We start from the raw sequence: 14,979 nt of genomic DNA on the forward strand, positions 1-14,979 counted from the left end.
GAGGAGTGTAGGCTTATGACGGATTTACAGTTAGAAAACTATACAATTTCAGCTCAGCAACGAAAGTACATGAAGAATGAGCGACGTAACTTGTACATTGCTTTAGAAGAACTAGACATGCTGTGGGATGAAGATGAAGTAGTGCAAGTGAAAGAAGCATGGAACAACAATGAAAGTGTGTTCGCAATTGGCGAAAAAATGCAACGTGATCCAGATGAAGTTGCGCTACTGATTATGGATTTAGCAAGAAAAGGTGCGATTGGAAAAAGGGCGTTGGGGTTAGGGGCATGAAACAGCTAACCTTTGAAGATGTTGTAGGAAACCTGGATTATGCCGCATGCAGCACGTCTGAACAACTCCTTTCTAGTCATTTGGTTACACCAACTTACGCAGTAGAATTTTTTGACCAAGATGAAAAGCAGAAGTTACATTGGTTTGAAGTAAATACAGAGGCTGAAGCAAAAGAAGAAGCGGAAAAAACGTACGGGAGAATTCAAATCATTCAAGTATATGTGTCCAATCGAACATTGAAAGAAATTATGGAGCTAGATTAAGGTTTTTTTTCATCAAGAGAGCTCTTGTATTTCGTGTAATAGACAAACATATGCAAAGGAGAACGGATATAAATGAAAAGTGAAATAGACATGAAAACAAATGGTATCTACATTGTGGAAGATGGGAAAATCATTTTTTTTAAACCGCCAGAAAGCAGATATGGACAACAAGTTGTTCATTGGGTAGATGGAAAAGTGTCTCATACACAAACCACATCTACTGTTAAGTTTAAGCGATAAAATTTGAATTTTATATAAAAAAAGATGAATCAGCAATTGTTCTAGCTAATTCACTAGTTCTATCAATGTAAGTAATTTTTATATGTGGTTATATCAAAGTTCTAAGAGACGAGTTAAAAAGACCTCAACAAGACTACAAAGAAAAATTAATATAGAAAGAATAAGGTTTTATTAGGTTAATGCTACAACAGCAAGAGTTAAACCCCAAGTATTTAATGAATCAGAATAAGGTCCTACATGAACAGTAAGTGTACTTGTTATACCTGAAGGTGTAGTAAAAATGGCGGGTGCTGATACAGAGGTATATCCTGCAGTGTATCCTAAAGAAGTGCCTGAGCCAATGAGGGCATTATTATTCAGATACATAGTGATACCTGCGAAATTGCCTCCGGGTTGAATAATTACTTGTACTTCATAGATTGCCAAATAGGTTCTTCCACCTTCTAGCAAAACGGTTGTTGGTGGTGTGAATGAGATTGCCGTGCCATTAGAATGTACCACGGTATCTAGTGGAATTGCAGAATTTACAGAAACGATTGTTGGGGTAGTCTGAACAACGTTTAAACTGTTAGCTGTGGGAGATGGACAAGAGCAAGGACAAGGTTTGTGAATTTTTGAGTTTTTATTATGTTGATCATTCACAAAGAATCAAACTCCTTTTTGTGTATCTATTTTATTTTTAATGCATTTGTAAAGATAAACTGAATTGTGTTGGTGAGTCAGTTCTTAAAAATATTTGATATATGAGGGATCTCAAATTGCATTCAATACATATATATGAATGTTTTTTGAGAGCAGTACTGTAAATTAAAAACACAATAAAAGAGTTATTTTATACAGAAAAATAAAAGAACCCGCTGATGCTAAACGGATTCTTTTGTAACAGGAACACAAGGAACACCAGGAAGCTGGTCCAGAGCAACCCAGGTATTCACTTGGATGATATTACTATATGTAAATTGGATAAAATGGTTCATGGAAATGAAATTAAACAAAATTCTTATTTGGCATAAAAAATAGGAGTGCGTGACCAGAGCACTCCATGACGCTAACAACTATACCTATAAGAGTATATGAGTGCTGTAATTAAATATTCTTAATTCTTATTCAAACAAGAAAGAGCGCACGGAAAAGCGCTCTTTGATCAATATCTATATGAAAAAGTATCGGCAATTAAATCTTATGTATGCTTTCAGTTTATGTGCAAGTTTAAAGAAAATTTTTATTTCATAACAAGCGAAAAGGGCACGCATATAAGCATGCTCTTTGACAAGAAAGGTAGATTTCTATGAGTGGAGAGTCTCCATATAATAACTTATGCTCGTCCAGTTAAAGTGTGAAAAATTCAAATAAAATAGTTATTATATACAGAAAAAATAAAAGAACCCGTCTTTTATAAACGGATTCTTCCCTTAAGGTGTGCAAGGAATTCAAGGTAACCAGGCCAGAAAAACCTGTGAAGTTCCTTGTAATAATTAATGTATGCAGAGTAGTTAAGAAGAATGATGAAATTCTTCTTTAGCAAAAGGAAATCGTGTACAAAAAATGTACACGATTATATAGAAACTATGTCTTGTGTGCTCATTGCATTCTATGTTTATTGTATGCAACACATGACAAGTTTTTAATGAAAACATAAATGTTTGTTTGTAAAAAGTGTGACCGAAATAATATCAAAAATTTATTTTATACAACAAAGCAAGCTAGCCGAAATAGCTAACTGCCCTGTTGTACAATTTTAGAGGTTTCAATCAATACAGATATATGTTGTAACAAAAAGTTACATCTATAGTATAAACACATGTCAAAGTAATATGCATGAAAGAAAACGAAACAAAAATTTCATTTTGTTTTATTTTAAAACCAAAAAAGAGCACTTAATAAAGTGCTCTCGTGACGAGTCTCATTTTATAACGACTATTTTATAAAGAAAGGAGCTCAGAATATTATATGTTAGTCCAGTTAATTGAGTGCTTCTTACAAATAAAGAGCAGCTAGCAAAAGCTAACTACTCGTTTCTCCAAGGGGGAACAAGGAGAAAGTAACTCAATGGGTTGTCTACAGTATTGACGAAATATTGAGTTTTATTCAAGGGGGTGAGGTGGTACAGTAAAACTGGAACACAGTATAGAGATAAATTATTCTATATAAGAGGTGTTTCAGATGAAAAAACAGTATGATGAAATGTTTAAAAAACAATGTGTTGAATTGGTAATCAAAGAAGGGCGTACAATTTTCAGCATTCAAAGAGAATTTGATCTAGGACATGGGACCCTTAATTCATGGATAAAAAAATATTCTTTTCCCCTTTTAGATAATGAGGGAACCGATTTGCAAGAACTACGTTCTTTACGAAGAGAAATCCAGGCGTTAAAAAAGGAAAATGAATTTCTAAAAAAGGCGGCAACCTTCTTTGCCAGCAACCAAAATTAACACGTTTTCAGTTTATAAAACAATATAATCAAGTATTTGGAGTGCGCTGGCTTTGCCATCGATTACAAGTGTCTGTGAGTGGTTTTTATGACTATCTTCATCGTAAACCCACTGAAATTCAGAAAAAACGTAAAAAGACGGCGGCTTATATTGTCATGCAATTTAAACGTTTAAAAGGTAGAATGGGATATCGAAAACTGTACCGTTATCTTATAAATAAATGCTCTAGGGTTACCTTATCTCAAGTAAGGCAAACTTTATGTCAAGCTGGATTAAAGTCAAAAGTTATTACTTATTATAAGAAACGAAAGCAAGAACATCATACATTTCCGAATGTGTTGAAGCGATCCTTTAAACCTGGTAAGAAAGACGTTCCAACTGTTGTATGTGATATAACGGAGTTTCGTTTAATGAATGGGATGAAAGTATATTTTTGTGCCGCATTAGATATTAGCACCCGACGGGTGCTTGGCTATTCGCTGGATACTCACCAAGATACTCAATTAGTAAAAGATACAATACAACAAGTTAGAAATGTTTATGGAGGTCAAAAAAGTATCTTATTTCATAGTGATCAAGGATCACAATTTACCAGTTGTACAGTTACTGATTTTTGTAAGCAACAAAAGATTCAACAAAGCATGTCCCGCAAAGGAAACTGCTGGGATAACGCTGTGATGGAATCGTTTTTTAGCATCTTTAAACGTGAATGCTTACATGGAGAAAAACTGATTTCTCTCTCTCAAGTCAATCAGTTAGTGGCCGAATTTATTTATATGTACTATCATTCCGTTCGTCCTCACTCATCATTAAATAGAATGACCCCGTATCAATATTCAAAATCAATTGCGTAATCTATTTCATGTTCCAGTTTTTCTTGACCAGGTCAGGGAGAGAAGTAGGCCATTAACATGAAGCTGTGCCAATTCATATCCTGTAAGTACTAATTTAATGACGGAGTAGATTGAGAATGGATGATCCGATTAAGGAGATAGTTGGCGCTTGGTTTGTTGCAGTAGGGACAATTATTGCTGCGATTGGGAGTACACCTTTAAAAAAATTGAACAGCGGATTAAGAAAAGACTTGAACGTATGGGGGAATGTATTACAGGCAACGGGGAATGGTCTGGAAGCTGATGGACAAGGAGAAATATCCCTTGAATTGATTGGGAACGAAATCCAATCAATTGGTAATGTAACGGTTCTAACAGGACTCATTATAGAATTTGAAGATGAAACACAAAAAAAATTAGTGATTGCAGGAAATTGGATACAAGCATTAGGTGGTGTTACATCAATAGGTGGAGAAATAGAGGATAGTTCCAATATAGATGAATCGTATAACATTATCGGGAATTTGTTACAAGTGACTGGGAATTCATTACAGGCAATAGGTGGAATAGATGAATTGAAAGCTAGTCGGGATAAAGTAGAGGAAATTTCGGAAGGCGATGAGGAGGGTGGCCAGCTTATAGTGATTACGGGGAGTTGGGTCCAAGCGGTCGGTTCAGTAGTTTCATTAATCGGTCAAATAAGAGAAGAAATCCAAGAGATAGAGGAAAATAATTCATAGAAAACCTAATAAAATAATCCTTTTGTGAGGGAAAAGAATTTATAAAATAGGTACAATTCACATTTTAATTATTTTTGAATGTAATGGTATCAAATTAGTTAAAACGCCCGAAAATGGACAGTAAGGGTGTTTAAAGAGAAGGAGTGAAGGGTTTGAATAAGATGAAGAAAAAGAAATTAAAAAAAGCAATCGCTCGTCGTACAAAGGCTGTACAAAAAGAAGAGCAAGAAAGACTAGATAAAGCTTGGAGAAATCTTTTTATACAGCCTAGCATCATGAAATAAATATAGTCCGGCTAGAAAACTAGAGGACACCAATTTTTAGAGCAGCAATGAAGCTGTTTTAAAAAATGGTGTCCTCTTTATTTTTGAAAGGGGATGTGAGGAATGAAGGCATTAAAAGATCAACTACGCGAATGGAAAAAACAATCTAAGCAAGTGGAAAACAAACAGAAGAGAAAACGAAAAGAAAACTTAAGCACTCGTGATATTGAAGATTTAATGGGGATTCATGGGCCACGTTATGAGCGTAGACGTGGAGTTATAAGACAAAAGTAGTGTAAAAATAAAAAGGAGTGATTTTACATGACGAAACAATTATCTTTCTTACCGAAAATAGATAGAGCAGCAACACAAGAGAAAGTAGAGGGTATTCTGGAAAGTGTACGTATATATAAGCAATTTGGAATGATGCGTAAGGAAATGAAAGTCACTCCTTCTTATGAAAAGAGAGAGCATGGTCCTACACATGCAGTTGGCAAACCGTTAGAAGATGTAGCAATTTCTAATATGCAACAAAGCAAGCGTGAAGAATGGTTAGAGAAAATGGCATTTCGAGTGGAACAAGCATTAAGTCGATTCGGAAACAGTACAGCTGGAAAAAATCAGAGGGACATTATAGTTAAACGGTATTTAGAAGACGAAGATGTATGCGATTATATGGTGTATAACGAAATTGGTATGAGTGAACGTACGTATCGACGTGTAAAAGCTAGAGCGTTTTACAAACTGGCTTTTGCTCTTAGATTAGAAGTATATGAAGCTGAAGAAACTGGAGGGAATGAATCATGAATTTTGTCCAGCCCATACGTGATCCAGAGTAAATACAACAAATCAAAGAATATTTAAAAGAAAAGAATGCACGTAACTATATTTTATTTGTAATGGGAATTAATACAGGGTTACGTATCAGTGATATTTTAAAACTAAAGGTTGGAGATTTAAGAGGTAGTCATATCTCAATGCGAGAAATGAAGACAGGTAAGCAGAAACGCATACAAATAACAGCAGCACTAAAGAGAGAGCTTCGATGGTTTAATGAAAATAGAGAAGATGATGAGTACCTATTAAAAAGTAGGCAGGGAAAAAATCGTCCAATCGGCCGTAGTATGGCATATAAGATACTAAGTGGAGCGGCAGCAGAGTTCGGATTAGATGAAATAGGAACACATACGTTGAGAAAGACGTACGGGTATCATATGTACATGCAAACGAAAAACATAGCATTACTTATGGAGATATTCAATCATTCGTCAGAGAAGGTCACGTTACGTTATATAGGTGTAAACCAAGATGCAATGGATAAAGCAATGACTAGGTTTAAAATCTAATCATTGCTTTTTTCTTTATAAATCTATACAGTTACTCATAAATTTCGTACTGTGTAACTCAAAAGGGGAAGTATTATAAATTCAATGATAGCAAGGGCTGTAGCGTTTGGCTCAGTTACACACAATTAAACATATGGGTAATTGACAAGCATAAAATGATAAAATTCTGTATATTAATTAAATATATTGAACACGAGGTGATGATGGATTGGTATGCGAAGAGCTACTGTGTGAATTGGTTGAGTATAAAATGTTACAAGGCGAAAAGCCAGATCTATTAAGGATAAATCCAAATTATTATAGAATGATATTAGAGGACTTGGCTTATCCAGAGTGGTTGATTAGAAAGAAGGAAAAGATGAAAGAGCATGAGTTATTAGGGATTAGAATAGAACTTACAAATCAAATTGAAAAATTTGAAATGAGAATAGTGAAAAAAGTGGCAGAGTCGTGACCGCTTTTTGGCAGGAAATGTGCCGGTTATTTTGGGATTTTCGTGTTATATTTGTATTGTGAGAAGTGGCGGAAAAACACAACTCACTATGTTGTTTCTAAATTTCTAAACGGTTCATAATGACGGCACATAAAATCCGAAACCAGCAGATGGTACTGATTGAATGTTACCGTTGAAAAGAAAGAGCATCCTTAGGGATGTTCTTTTGTTTTTATGTAGCAAAGAGTATGCAGTATACTCTTTGCTAGTTTTCTTTCGTTAGTAACCATACCAATTACGGTGGCTTTCAAGTAAAGCATCGTGTGAAGCATCCCAATACTTCACAGAGTAAGCATAGTCGTAATTCATCATGCATTGAATACCGCTACCAGAAGCATCGTGAGGTAATCCATAATTATGGGAAATTTCATGTTGAATGGCATACGGAGTGTATAAGGTACCGAGATCGAATATGACGCTAATGCCACTTGGGGGAGCGGAAGGATACATATAAGCAATGCCACCAGCGGTAAAGCGAGTATCTTTCGTAAAACCAATTACGAAATCATAAGAGGATGTGTTTCCCCATTCAGTATTTAAATCATACAAGATAGAAGCACTATCATATCCATCGGACTTCCATGTTGTATAATTTACAACAGAAAATTGAATATTATGTTCAGTTAAAAAACTTTGGCCGGCTTTTTCAACGAGTTGTTTCGTCAGAGATTTCCAGTCTGGATGCGCAGCACGGTATTCTTCATCTGCAGCGATCAAAATTGTAACGGTGCGAGTAGGAGCTAAAGTATGAAAAAAAGAATTTGAATTTTTGATGTTTGAGGGTGAGAAGGGATGTAGAGGAGTTGTAACTTTATCTTGGTTCACCTTTGGTAAAGGATCACCAATAACCGGTAGATTGCTAGGGATGGATTGTTGATGGATATCTATTTCTTGTGCGTGTGTAGAAATAGAAGTAAAAGGTACCAGTAAAAGTGCACTACATGCTAAAGCTATAATCATGCGTTTCAGATTCAAATGTTTGTCCTCCTAATAAAATAATGTTGTTCTAAAACATTATATAGAGATTTATTTATAATGGTGATAGGACAAGCACCTTATTTAGAAAAGGATGTATAAAATGTTGAGAAGGTGAAGGGAAATGTTTTTTTTACATGAAAAGAAGCATATAGAGATGTGAAGTGTACTTGTTGAGAAATAAATTAGCACCTTACTACAGAAATGCGCCTATTGTACAATACATTTGTAAGTCAATTTATATCATGGGAGTGATGAATTTGAAACGTATGATGGGTGTAATGTCTACAGTTGTATTAATCGGAACAATGGTATTTGGTGGATCAAATGGGGTGGCACATGCAGATACTACTTCAAAACCATATTAGGTTGTAACGCCAGGCGAACATAACGAGAAGCCTGTGACAATTGGTTTTGATACGCAAAACGAGTTTGAATCTTATGTAAAGAAACATCCAGTGATACCAAACTTATCAAAAACATTCCAGTCATCAAGGATTTATTCCACTTTATATCATGATATTCATTTAAAAGGAGCACAGTTTTCAATAGATGCAAGCCGTAATCCTGTTATTATTACTAATTTTAATAGTAGCAATAATGATAAGGTTTCCTCAATACTTACACATCCGTTTGGAAATTACACAATGATTTATGAACATAATAATGCACAAGGTTATGCATTGGCTATTGTAAATAATGGGAAATATCTAAATTTGACAGATGTTAGTATGGGTGATGGAGAAAGAACATGGAATGATCAAGTATCTTCTGCTACTGTAAAAGCGAATTAATTGCATCAAAAGATGTATAAGAGCATCTGAAAGGAAAAAGCCGGACAATTTTGTTCGGTTTTTCGTATAGGAGAGAAAACAATTTAATTTTGAGGATAAGGATAAAAGTGAATGTAGTTTTGATATCAAAGAGTGATAATACATACTGGACTGTAATACTAGTAAAGAAAGGAGAGTGATCAGATGGAAAAAATATTTGCTACANAAAAAATCATTGGACAAAGTGACAAATATACTTTGTGATGGTAGATATACGGGCCCATCATTTGCACAATCGATAAAAGAAACGATTCATTGTTCAGTTGAAATTATCAAACGCTCGGAACTTCACAAGTTTGTTGTGTTACCCAAACGCTGGATCGTAGAGCGAACTTTTGCTTGGTTGGAAAATTACCGCAGACTGTGGAAAAACTGTGAACGAACACTTGAAAACAGTAGACAAAGTTGCTTATTGGCCGGTGTGGCAATTTTATTAAAAAGATTCTAGACAGGTTCTAAGGGGCACCGGAGGAGGGGGTTAACTGTCAGGTTTTTTTGCTAAATTTACGCACGTAAGGGGGGTGGTGACTGTGAAGAACAAAGCGAAAGTAAAAAGAGAACTATTAAATCGAATAGATGAAGAAAATAGCATTCAAGTTGAGAAGGTTGAGAGGTATTTAAACCTCTTAGAATTGTACTATCAATTGGATGAAGCTATTGAAGAGTTTGGAACAATGATTACTACAATTAACGGATCGCAAAAGTTCACCAAACCAAACCCAGCGATTGCGGAGAAAAATAAAATTAACAGTTCATTAATTGCATTAGGAAAGGATTTAGGATTAGATTTTAATCCTCCTAAGATTGATAATTCTAATACTGGATATAGCAAAAGTGATTTAACATGATTAAGCAAAAGTATGTGGAAGAATACATTGAGTTTTATCGATCCGGAAAGGTAAAGTTCAACAAAGAAAGAGAACTGTTAATTAATTATCTAGAAAAATACGTTTTAAACAGAGACGATTTGTATTTTGATGATGAAATGATCCAGGACTGTATCAACTTCGGTGAGAAGTGGTATTTTCCTTTGCAGCCATTTCAAAAATTCTTAATAGCATTCGTTTTTTTACTTTATAAGAAGAATGGTCGTGTATTTTATCGCAAGTTCTTGTGGATGTTAGGACGCGGTGGTGGTAAAAACGGTTTAATATCAGTTATCGCTCATTTTTTAATTAGTGAATTGCATGGGATACCTGAATATAACATATCTGTTGTTGCAAATAGTGAAGAACAAGCGAAGACAAGTCCTGATGAAGTAAAGAAAACGGTTCGCAGACATGAAACTTTAAAAAAGGCTTTTAAAGCAACTGAAACACAAACTACTTCAAGAGCTACTGCAAGTGTATTGAAGTTTAGAACATCAAACGGAGATACAAAAGATGGTTTGCGAGACGGTGCTGTTGTTTTCGATGAAATACATCGATATGAAAGCAATAAAGATGTCCGCGTCCACATCAGCGGTTTGGGGAAAAGAAAGAATCCACGCGAGTTTTATATTGGTACAGATGGGTATGTACGAGACGGTTTCTTAGATAAATTAAAAGAAAAAGCAATGAAAATTTTAAAAGGCGAAGCACGTCCAAACGCTGTCTTTCCTTTTATTTGTAAGCTTAATGATGAAAAGGAAGTTGATGATATTGATAATTGGGAATTAGCTAATCCTATGTTATCGCAGCCACTAAGCGAGTATGCTGAGGGATTACTTGAAACGATAAAGGAAGAATATGAAGATTTAGAGGATGATCCAAGTAACCGAGAAGAATTTATGACAAAGCGTATGAACTTACCAGTTACAAATCTAGAACGATCTGTTGCAAAATGGTCAGAGATTCTTGCTACAAACCGTCCGTTCCCTGATTTACATGCTCAAGAATGCATAGGAGCGTTAGACTTTGCGAGTATTCGAGATTTCGCAGCATGTGGTCTTTTATTTAGACAAAATGGTGAATATATCTTTAAAACTCATTCCTTCGTACGAAAAGAATTTGTTGATATCTATTACGGGTATTCTAAAAAAGCAGGCGAGTTCAAGAAACAAAAATTCGCTCCAATCAAAGAGTGGGAAGAGCAAGGTTTGTTAACAGTTGTGGACGAGCCTACTATTAATCCTCAACATATTGTTGATTGGTTTGTAGCAATGCGCGAGCAATATGGAATCAAAAAAATTATAGCTGATAACTTCCGTATGGAAGCAATAAGACCGCTATTAGTAGCAGAAGGGTTTGAAATAGAAGTTATACGAAACCCAAAAGCTATTCATAGTTTATTAGCTCCACGTATTGAAATGGCATTTGCAAATAAACAAATTATTTTTGAAGATAATCCGCTAATGCGTTGGTATACGCAAAATGTGTTGGTTGTTATCAAAGCTGATGGAAATAAAATATACGAAAAGAAAGAGCCCGTTCGTCGAAAAACAGATGGGTTTCAGTGTTTTGTTCATGCTCTTTATCGGGCGGATGAGATACAAGAAGCTACTGACTTTGTTATAGGCAATATTAAATTCTAATAAAGGGGGTGATAACCATTGGATGGTTAGGTACAGTATTTAAAAGAAATAAAGAATTAGAATTTATGTTGGATCTGGACATAATAACTGATACAGCAAACAGGCTTCATATGAAACGCTTGGCGATTGATACATGCGTATCATTTTTAGGAAGGACGATTAGTCAATCTGAATTTAGAGTAAGGAATGGTAAATCATTTAAGAAGGATGAGCTTTATTATCGATTAAACATAAGACCAAACAAGAATATGACCGCAAGTACCTTTTGGGAACGGTTTATTCGCAAACTTATTTATGATAATGAGTGTTTAGTTATACAAGCAGATGATGGTGATTTACTTATTGCAGATGGATTTCAACATAATGAGTACGCTGTTTTTGAAGATACTTTTACTGATGTAAGGGTTAAAGATTATACGTTTAAGAGAAGTTTTAAGCAAAGCGAAGTTATTCATTTGAAGTATCGGAATGATAAATTATCTCCACTTATTGATGGATTATTTGCAGACTACGGAGATTTATTCGGCAGGATATTAAACTCTCAAAAACGTAAAAATCAAGTTCGTGGTACGGTTGATATGGATATGATTGGTGCCAAAACTGAAGAACAAATAGCAAAGTTACAAGAGTTTATAGACAACATGTATAAGTCAATTGGTTCGAAAGATATAGCTATTGTTCCACAGCAAAAAGGTATAAATTATAACGAGATATACAATGGTGTTGCGAATGGTCCAAGTGTGGAAGAAATTAATAAAGTAACAAATGGTTTCTTAAATCAAGTAGCTATGGTAATTGGTATTCCTATAGCTTTGATATATGGAGAAATGGCTGATGTAGAAAAGCAAACGAAAAATTATATGCTTTTCACAGTACGACCATTATTAAAAAAACTATCTGATGAAGCGAATGTTAAATTCTTCGAAATGAGTGAATATCTTTTGGGACAAAAAATTGAGGTTAAGGCGGTTTCCTATCAAAGTATATTTGAGCTGGCGACAAGTATTGATAAACTCATTTCTTCAAGTGCATTTACGGGGAATGAAATTCGTTCGGAAGTAGATTATGAAGAGTCGGATGATCCAAACCTAAATATCCATCATATTACGAAGAACTATACAAAATTAAATGACTCTGAAGGGGGTGAGAATACAAATGACGGTGAAAATTGACGTGAAAGGACCAATTATTTCGAATGATGAAGCGTGGATTTATGATTGGTTTGAAATGGATGCTGTAAGCCCAGGTAAAATTGCAAAAGAACTAACTAATGCCAATGGTGATGATTTAATTGTATCGATTAACAGTCCTGGTGGTTATGTACACGAAGGGTCAGAAATTTATACAGCATTAAAAAATTATCCTGGTAACGTGGAAGTTCAAATTGTTGGTTTGGCTGCAAGTGCGGCTTCTGTTATTGCGATGGCTGGTGATAAAGTCCGAATATCACCTACAGCACAAATTATGATTCATAATGCTTCAATGTGGAATGGTGGAGATCATCGTGACATGGAAAAGGCAGCTGAAATGTTGAAAACGACAGATAGTGCAATTGTAAATGCTTATGTCATTAAAAGCGGTAAATCAGAAGAGGAACTACTTAATATGATGGCTGAAGAGACTTGGATGGGTCCGCAACAAGCATTAGAAAATAAATTTGCGGATGAAATCATGTTTATGGAGAATACAGTTAAAATGACAGCTTCAAGCGCCAGTTCTTCCATGATTCCGCAAAAAGTAATCGATGGTTTTAGAAACGGAACACTGAGAAAGGAAAGATCACAAGGAATTACAAAAGAAGATTTAAGCGCAGCTTTATCAGGATTAAAAAATGAGATTCTGAATGATTTACAACTGAATACAAATCCCAAAGGGCCTATTCAAGTTCCTGTTAAACCGAAACAGAATTTGAGTACGCTCTTTTTAAATTTAGGAGGAAAATAAAATATGGTTATTAAGTTTAATAATTTCGAAGATAAAAAACTAGCTTTTGCAAAAGCGACACAGGAAGGTACAGCAGAAGAACAAACAGCAGCGTTAAATTCCATGATTGAAGCACTTGCTACAGATGTTCGTTCAGATATTTTAAATCAAGTGAATGAATCAATGGTAGATCGTTCTATTATGCAATCTCGTGGTGCTAATGTATTAACAAGTGAAGAAATGAAGTTCTTTAATGCCGTTGTTGAAGAGGGTGGCTTTAAATCTACTGAAACTTTACCTAAAACAACACAAGAGAGAATTTTTGATGATTTAGTTCAAGGTCATCCGTTACTAGAGCATATCGGTTTAGAGAATTTAGGAGCCGTGACAGAATTTATATATGGAGATCCAGATGGTGCAGCTGTATGGGGACCGTTATTTGGTGATATTAAAGGGCAATTAAATGCTGCATTCCGAAAAGAATCAATTACTCAACTGAAATTAACAGCATTTATTCCATTAGCAAATGATATGTTGAAGCTTGGTCCAGTATGGGTGGAACGATATGTTCGTACTATGATTACAGAAGCAATGTCAGTAGGTTTAGAACGTGGTTTTGTAGCTGGTACGGGTAAAAATGAACCTATTGGATTATTAAAAGACCCTAGCGGAAGTGTCACGAATGGAGTATATCCAGATAAAAAAGTTGCTGGAACTTTAACTTTTGAGCCTGGTCGTAAAACAATTAATGAATTAAAAGGCGTGGTCAAATTATTGGCTAAAAAATTAAATCCTGATGGTAAAACCGATGCAGATCGTCCGAAAAATATTGCTGGTAAAGTAGTTATGGTAACAAACCCATTCGATACTTTTGATATTCAAGCAAATGCTACGATTCAAAATGCGGCAGGTGTATATGTAACGAGCTTACCTTTTAATCCAATCCCAACAGAATCTGTATTTGTACCTCAAGGACAAGTGGTTTTCTTTGTTAAAGGGGAATACATTGCAGCGATGGGTGGAACAGAGCCAATCAAGAAGTATGAAGAAACATTAGCTTTAGAAGATGCAACTGTTTATATTGCTAAACAATATGCTACAGGTAAACCGAAGGATAAATACACTTCACAAGTTTATACATTAAAGCTTGAAGAAGTAACCCCACCAACACAAGGGTGATGTGAATGAATACAGTAATTTCGAATGAAATATTACAGCAATTTAAAGAAAGGATGCACTTAGGGGATGAGGAAGATGATAACCTAAAGCGCATCCTTTCTACGTCTAACAAGGCATTACTTAGGGTTTGTGGGAATTATGATTTAAATAAAGATGAGGAGTTCAAAGAATTAGTCTTTGAACGTTCTCGTTATGTTTATAACGATGCATTAGAGTATTTTGACAAGAATTTTTTAAGTCAGATTAATAGTTTAGGTATCGAGAAAGCATTAGAAGAAATTAAATTGGACGGTGATTAATATGCGTCCTTTTCAGTATAAAAAACCACTGAATACAGGTGATTGTAGAAATCGAATTATCATTGAGCAACCTGAAGTAATAAAAGATGATTTGAATCAAGAAGTTGAAACAGGTAATTGGCAAGAAGTAAAAAAAGCATGGGCAATGATAAAAACGGTAAAAGGTTCGGAGTATATTGAAGCTTCGGCATCACAATCTACACGAATTTATCGGTTTGTGATGCCTTATACAGCAGGTATTACAGAATTAATGCGAATCAATATGAAAGGTCGTATCTTTGATATTATCGAACCGCCAATGAATGATGATGAAATGTATCAAACATTGACTATTATCGCAAAGGAGCATATTTGAT

Annotated in this window: 22 protein-coding genes; 20 read left to right on the forward strand and 2 right to left on the reverse strand. The window is 35.0% G+C overall.

The window, feature by feature from the left end; all coding sequences use genetic code 11:
• Window positions 1-15 precede the first annotated feature (15 nt).
• The 3 genes from V6946_RS13350 to V6946_RS13360 all read left to right on the forward strand — a co-directional run bounded on the left by V6946_RS13350 (window position 16) and on the right by V6946_RS13360 (window position 794).
• Window positions 16-291: a helix-turn-helix domain-containing protein gene (locus V6946_RS13350; RefSeq protein WP_260869778.1), complete on the forward strand. Its 276-nt coding sequence runs from the start codon at window positions 16-18 to the stop codon at window positions 289-291.
• Window positions 288-554 (forward strand): hypothetical protein, encoded by a 267-nt coding sequence (locus tag V6946_RS13355; protein WP_065484912.1) that lies wholly within the window; start codon window positions 288-290, stop codon window positions 552-554. Before V6946_RS13350 ends, V6946_RS13355 begins: the two co-directional genes overlap by 4 nt.
• A 72-nt stretch (window positions 555-626) precedes the next feature.
• Complete coding sequence (locus V6946_RS13360; RefSeq protein ID WP_065484910.1) at window positions 627-794, forward strand: DUF3954 domain-containing protein; 168 nt, start codon at window positions 627-629, stop codon at window positions 792-794.
• A 171-nt stretch (window positions 795-965) separates the two neighbouring features.
• On the opposite strand, the gene V6946_RS13365 is transcribed toward V6946_RS13360, so the two are convergent.
• Window positions 966-1,436 carry a hypothetical protein gene (locus V6946_RS13365; protein ID WP_098424729.1) on the reverse strand — a complete coding sequence of 157 codons (471 nt, stop codon included), beginning with the start codon at window positions 1,434-1,436 and terminating at the stop codon, window positions 966-968.
• 1,521 nt (window positions 1,437-2,957) lie between these two features.
• Here V6946_RS13365 and V6946_RS13370 point away from each other — a divergent pair.
• From V6946_RS13370 to V6946_RS13405, 8 genes are all read left to right on the forward strand, one after another.
• Window positions 2,958-3,227 carry a transposase gene (locus V6946_RS13370; RefSeq protein ID WP_406622333.1) on the forward strand — a complete coding sequence of 90 codons (270 nt, stop codon included), beginning with the start codon at window positions 2,958-2,960 and terminating at the stop codon, window positions 3,225-3,227.
• Window positions 3,182-4,081 (forward strand): IS3 family transposase, encoded by a 900-nt coding sequence (locus tag V6946_RS13375; RefSeq protein ID WP_406622350.1) that lies wholly within the window; start codon window positions 3,182-3,184, stop codon window positions 4,079-4,081. Before V6946_RS13370 ends, V6946_RS13375 begins: the two co-directional genes overlap by 46 nt.
• Before the next feature lie 116 nt (window positions 4,082-4,197).
• On the forward strand, window positions 4,198-4,800 hold the full coding sequence (locus V6946_RS13380; RefSeq protein WP_406622334.1) for a DUF6944 family repetitive protein: 603 nt from the start codon (window positions 4,198-4,200) through the stop codon (window positions 4,798-4,800).
• 152 nt (window positions 4,801-4,952) lie between these two features.
• Window positions 4,953-5,084, forward strand: coding sequence for a DUF3983 domain-containing protein (locus tag V6946_RS13385; protein ID WP_142326415.1), 132 nt, complete (start codon window positions 4,953-4,955; stop codon window positions 5,082-5,084).
• A 102-nt stretch (window positions 5,085-5,186) separates the two neighbouring features.
• Window positions 5,187-5,357: a hypothetical protein gene (locus tag V6946_RS13390; RefSeq protein WP_098424769.1), complete on the forward strand. Its 171-nt coding sequence runs from the start codon at window positions 5,187-5,189 to the stop codon at window positions 5,355-5,357.
• A 27-nt stretch (window positions 5,358-5,384) separates the two neighbouring features.
• The gene (locus V6946_RS13395) at window positions 5,385-5,870 is read left to right on the forward strand and encodes an ArpU family phage packaging/lysis transcriptional regulator (RefSeq protein ID WP_406622335.1); all 486 of its coding nucleotides are present in this window, start codon (window positions 5,385-5,387) and stop codon (window positions 5,868-5,870) included.
• A 32-nt stretch (window positions 5,871-5,902) separates the two neighbouring features.
• Entirely contained in the window at window positions 5,903-6,409 is a 507-nt protein-coding gene (locus tag V6946_RS13400; RefSeq protein ID WP_406622351.1) for a site-specific integrase, read from the forward strand.
• Between the two features lie 208 nt (window positions 6,410-6,617).
• The gene (locus V6946_RS13405) at window positions 6,618-6,863 is read left to right on the forward strand and encodes a hypothetical protein (RefSeq protein WP_098125869.1); all 246 of its coding nucleotides are present in this window, start codon (window positions 6,618-6,620) and stop codon (window positions 6,861-6,863) included.
• A gap of 258 nt (window positions 6,864-7,121) precedes the next feature.
• On the opposite strand, the gene V6946_RS13410 is transcribed toward V6946_RS13405, so the two are convergent.
• Window positions 7,122-7,877, reverse strand: a complete 756-nt coding sequence (locus V6946_RS13410; protein ID WP_006920692.1) for a zinc-dependent metalloprotease — start codon at window positions 7,875-7,877, stop codon at window positions 7,122-7,124.
• A gap of 401 nt (window positions 7,878-8,278) precedes the next feature.
• Between V6946_RS13410 and V6946_RS13415 the strand changes: the two genes are divergently transcribed.
• The 9 genes from V6946_RS13415 to V6946_RS13455 all read left to right on the forward strand — a co-directional run bounded on the left by V6946_RS13415 (window position 8,279) and on the right by V6946_RS13455 (window position 14,978).
• Entirely contained in the window at window positions 8,279-8,671 is a 393-nt protein-coding gene (locus V6946_RS13415) for a hypothetical protein (RefSeq protein WP_406622215.1), read from the forward strand.
• A 196-nt stretch (window positions 8,672-8,867) separates the two neighbouring features.
• Window positions 8,868-9,158 (forward strand): transposase, encoded by a 291-nt coding sequence (locus tag V6946_RS13420; RefSeq protein ID WP_406622336.1) that lies wholly within the window; start codon window positions 8,868-8,870, stop codon window positions 9,156-9,158.
• 82 nt (window positions 9,159-9,240) lie between these two features.
• The gene (locus V6946_RS13425; RefSeq protein WP_006914586.1) at window positions 9,241-9,558 is read left to right on the forward strand and encodes a P27 family phage terminase small subunit; all 318 of its coding nucleotides are present in this window, start codon (window positions 9,241-9,243) and stop codon (window positions 9,556-9,558) included.
• A complete protein-coding gene (locus V6946_RS13430) occupies window positions 9,555-11,222 on the forward strand; it encodes a terminase TerL endonuclease subunit (RefSeq protein ID WP_098487494.1) in 1,668 nt (555 codons plus the stop codon). The genes V6946_RS13425 and V6946_RS13430 overlap by 4 nt, the downstream gene beginning before the upstream one ends.
• An 8-nt stretch (window positions 11,223-11,230) precedes the next feature.
• Window positions 11,231-12,394, forward strand: coding sequence for a phage portal protein (locus V6946_RS13435; RefSeq protein ID WP_366982242.1), 1,164 nt, complete (start codon window positions 11,231-11,233; stop codon window positions 12,392-12,394).
• Entirely contained in the window at window positions 12,378-13,166 is a 789-nt protein-coding gene (locus V6946_RS13440; RefSeq protein ID WP_366982241.1) for a head maturation protease, ClpP-related, read from the forward strand. The genes V6946_RS13435 and V6946_RS13440 overlap by 17 nt, the downstream gene beginning before the upstream one ends.
• A gap of 3 nt (window positions 13,167-13,169) precedes the next feature.
• Window positions 13,170-14,324: a phage major capsid protein gene (locus V6946_RS13445; RefSeq protein WP_006914594.1), complete on the forward strand. Its 1,155-nt coding sequence runs from the start codon at window positions 13,170-13,172 to the stop codon at window positions 14,322-14,324.
• A gap of 5 nt (window positions 14,325-14,329) precedes the next feature.
• Window positions 14,330-14,623 carry a hypothetical protein gene (locus V6946_RS13450; RefSeq protein WP_340135139.1) on the forward strand — a complete coding sequence of 98 codons (294 nt, stop codon included), beginning with the start codon at window positions 14,330-14,332 and terminating at the stop codon, window positions 14,621-14,623.
• A gap of 1 nt (window position 14,624) precedes the next feature.
• Window positions 14,625-14,978: a phage head closure protein gene (locus V6946_RS13455; protein ID WP_089148395.1), complete on the forward strand. Its 354-nt coding sequence runs from the start codon at window positions 14,625-14,627 to the stop codon at window positions 14,976-14,978.
• Window position 14,979: the final 1 nt, after the last annotated feature.

The organism is Bacillus sp. PPSBB_2 (assembly GCF_045291115.1).
Classification (GTDB): Bacteria; Bacillota; Bacilli; order Bacillales; family Bacillaceae_G; genus Bacillus_A; species Bacillus_A cereus.

What these genes read in the sequence shown, in the direction of transcription:
- V6946_RS13390 (WP_098424769.1), top strand. Translation starts at nt 5,187, where the DNA reads ATGAAGGCATTAAAAGATCAACTACGCGAATGGAAAAAACAATCTAAG.
- V6946_RS13350 (WP_260869778.1), top strand. Translation starts at nt 16, where the DNA reads ATGACGGATTTACAGTTAGAAAACTATACAATTTCAGCTCAGCAACGA.
- V6946_RS13395 (WP_406622335.1), top strand. Translation starts at nt 5,385, where the DNA reads ATGACGAAACAATTATCTTTCTTACCGAAAATAGATAGAGCAGCAACA.
- V6946_RS13445 (WP_006914594.1), top strand. Translation starts at nt 13,170, where the DNA reads ATGGTTATTAAGTTTAATAATTTCGAAGATAAAAAACTAGCTTTTGCA.
- V6946_RS13360 (WP_065484910.1), top strand. Translation starts at nt 627, where the DNA reads ATGAAAAGTGAAATAGACATGAAAACAAATGGTATCTACATTGTGGAA.
- V6946_RS13370 (WP_406622333.1), top strand. Translation starts at nt 2,958, where the DNA reads ATGAAAAAACAGTATGATGAAATGTTTAAAAAACAATGTGTTGAATTG.
- V6946_RS13455 (WP_089148395.1), top strand. Translation starts at nt 14,625, where the DNA reads ATGCGTCCTTTTCAGTATAAAAAACCACTGAATACAGGTGATTGTAGA.
- V6946_RS13380 (WP_406622334.1), top strand. Translation starts at nt 4,198, where the DNA reads ATGGATGATCCGATTAAGGAGATAGTTGGCGCTTGGTTTGTTGCAGTA.
- V6946_RS13430 (WP_098487494.1), top strand. Translation starts at nt 9,555, where the DNA reads ATGATTAAGCAAAAGTATGTGGAAGAATACATTGAGTTTTATCGATCC.
- V6946_RS13355 (WP_065484912.1), top strand. Translation starts at nt 288, where the DNA reads ATGAAACAGCTAACCTTTGAAGATGTTGTAGGAAACCTGGATTATGCC.
- V6946_RS13450 (WP_340135139.1), top strand. Translation starts at nt 14,330, where the DNA reads ATGAATACAGTAATTTCGAATGAAATATTACAGCAATTTAAAGAAAGG.
- V6946_RS13440 (WP_366982241.1), top strand. Translation starts at nt 12,378, where the DNA reads ATGACGGTGAAAATTGACGTGAAAGGACCAATTATTTCGAATGATGAA.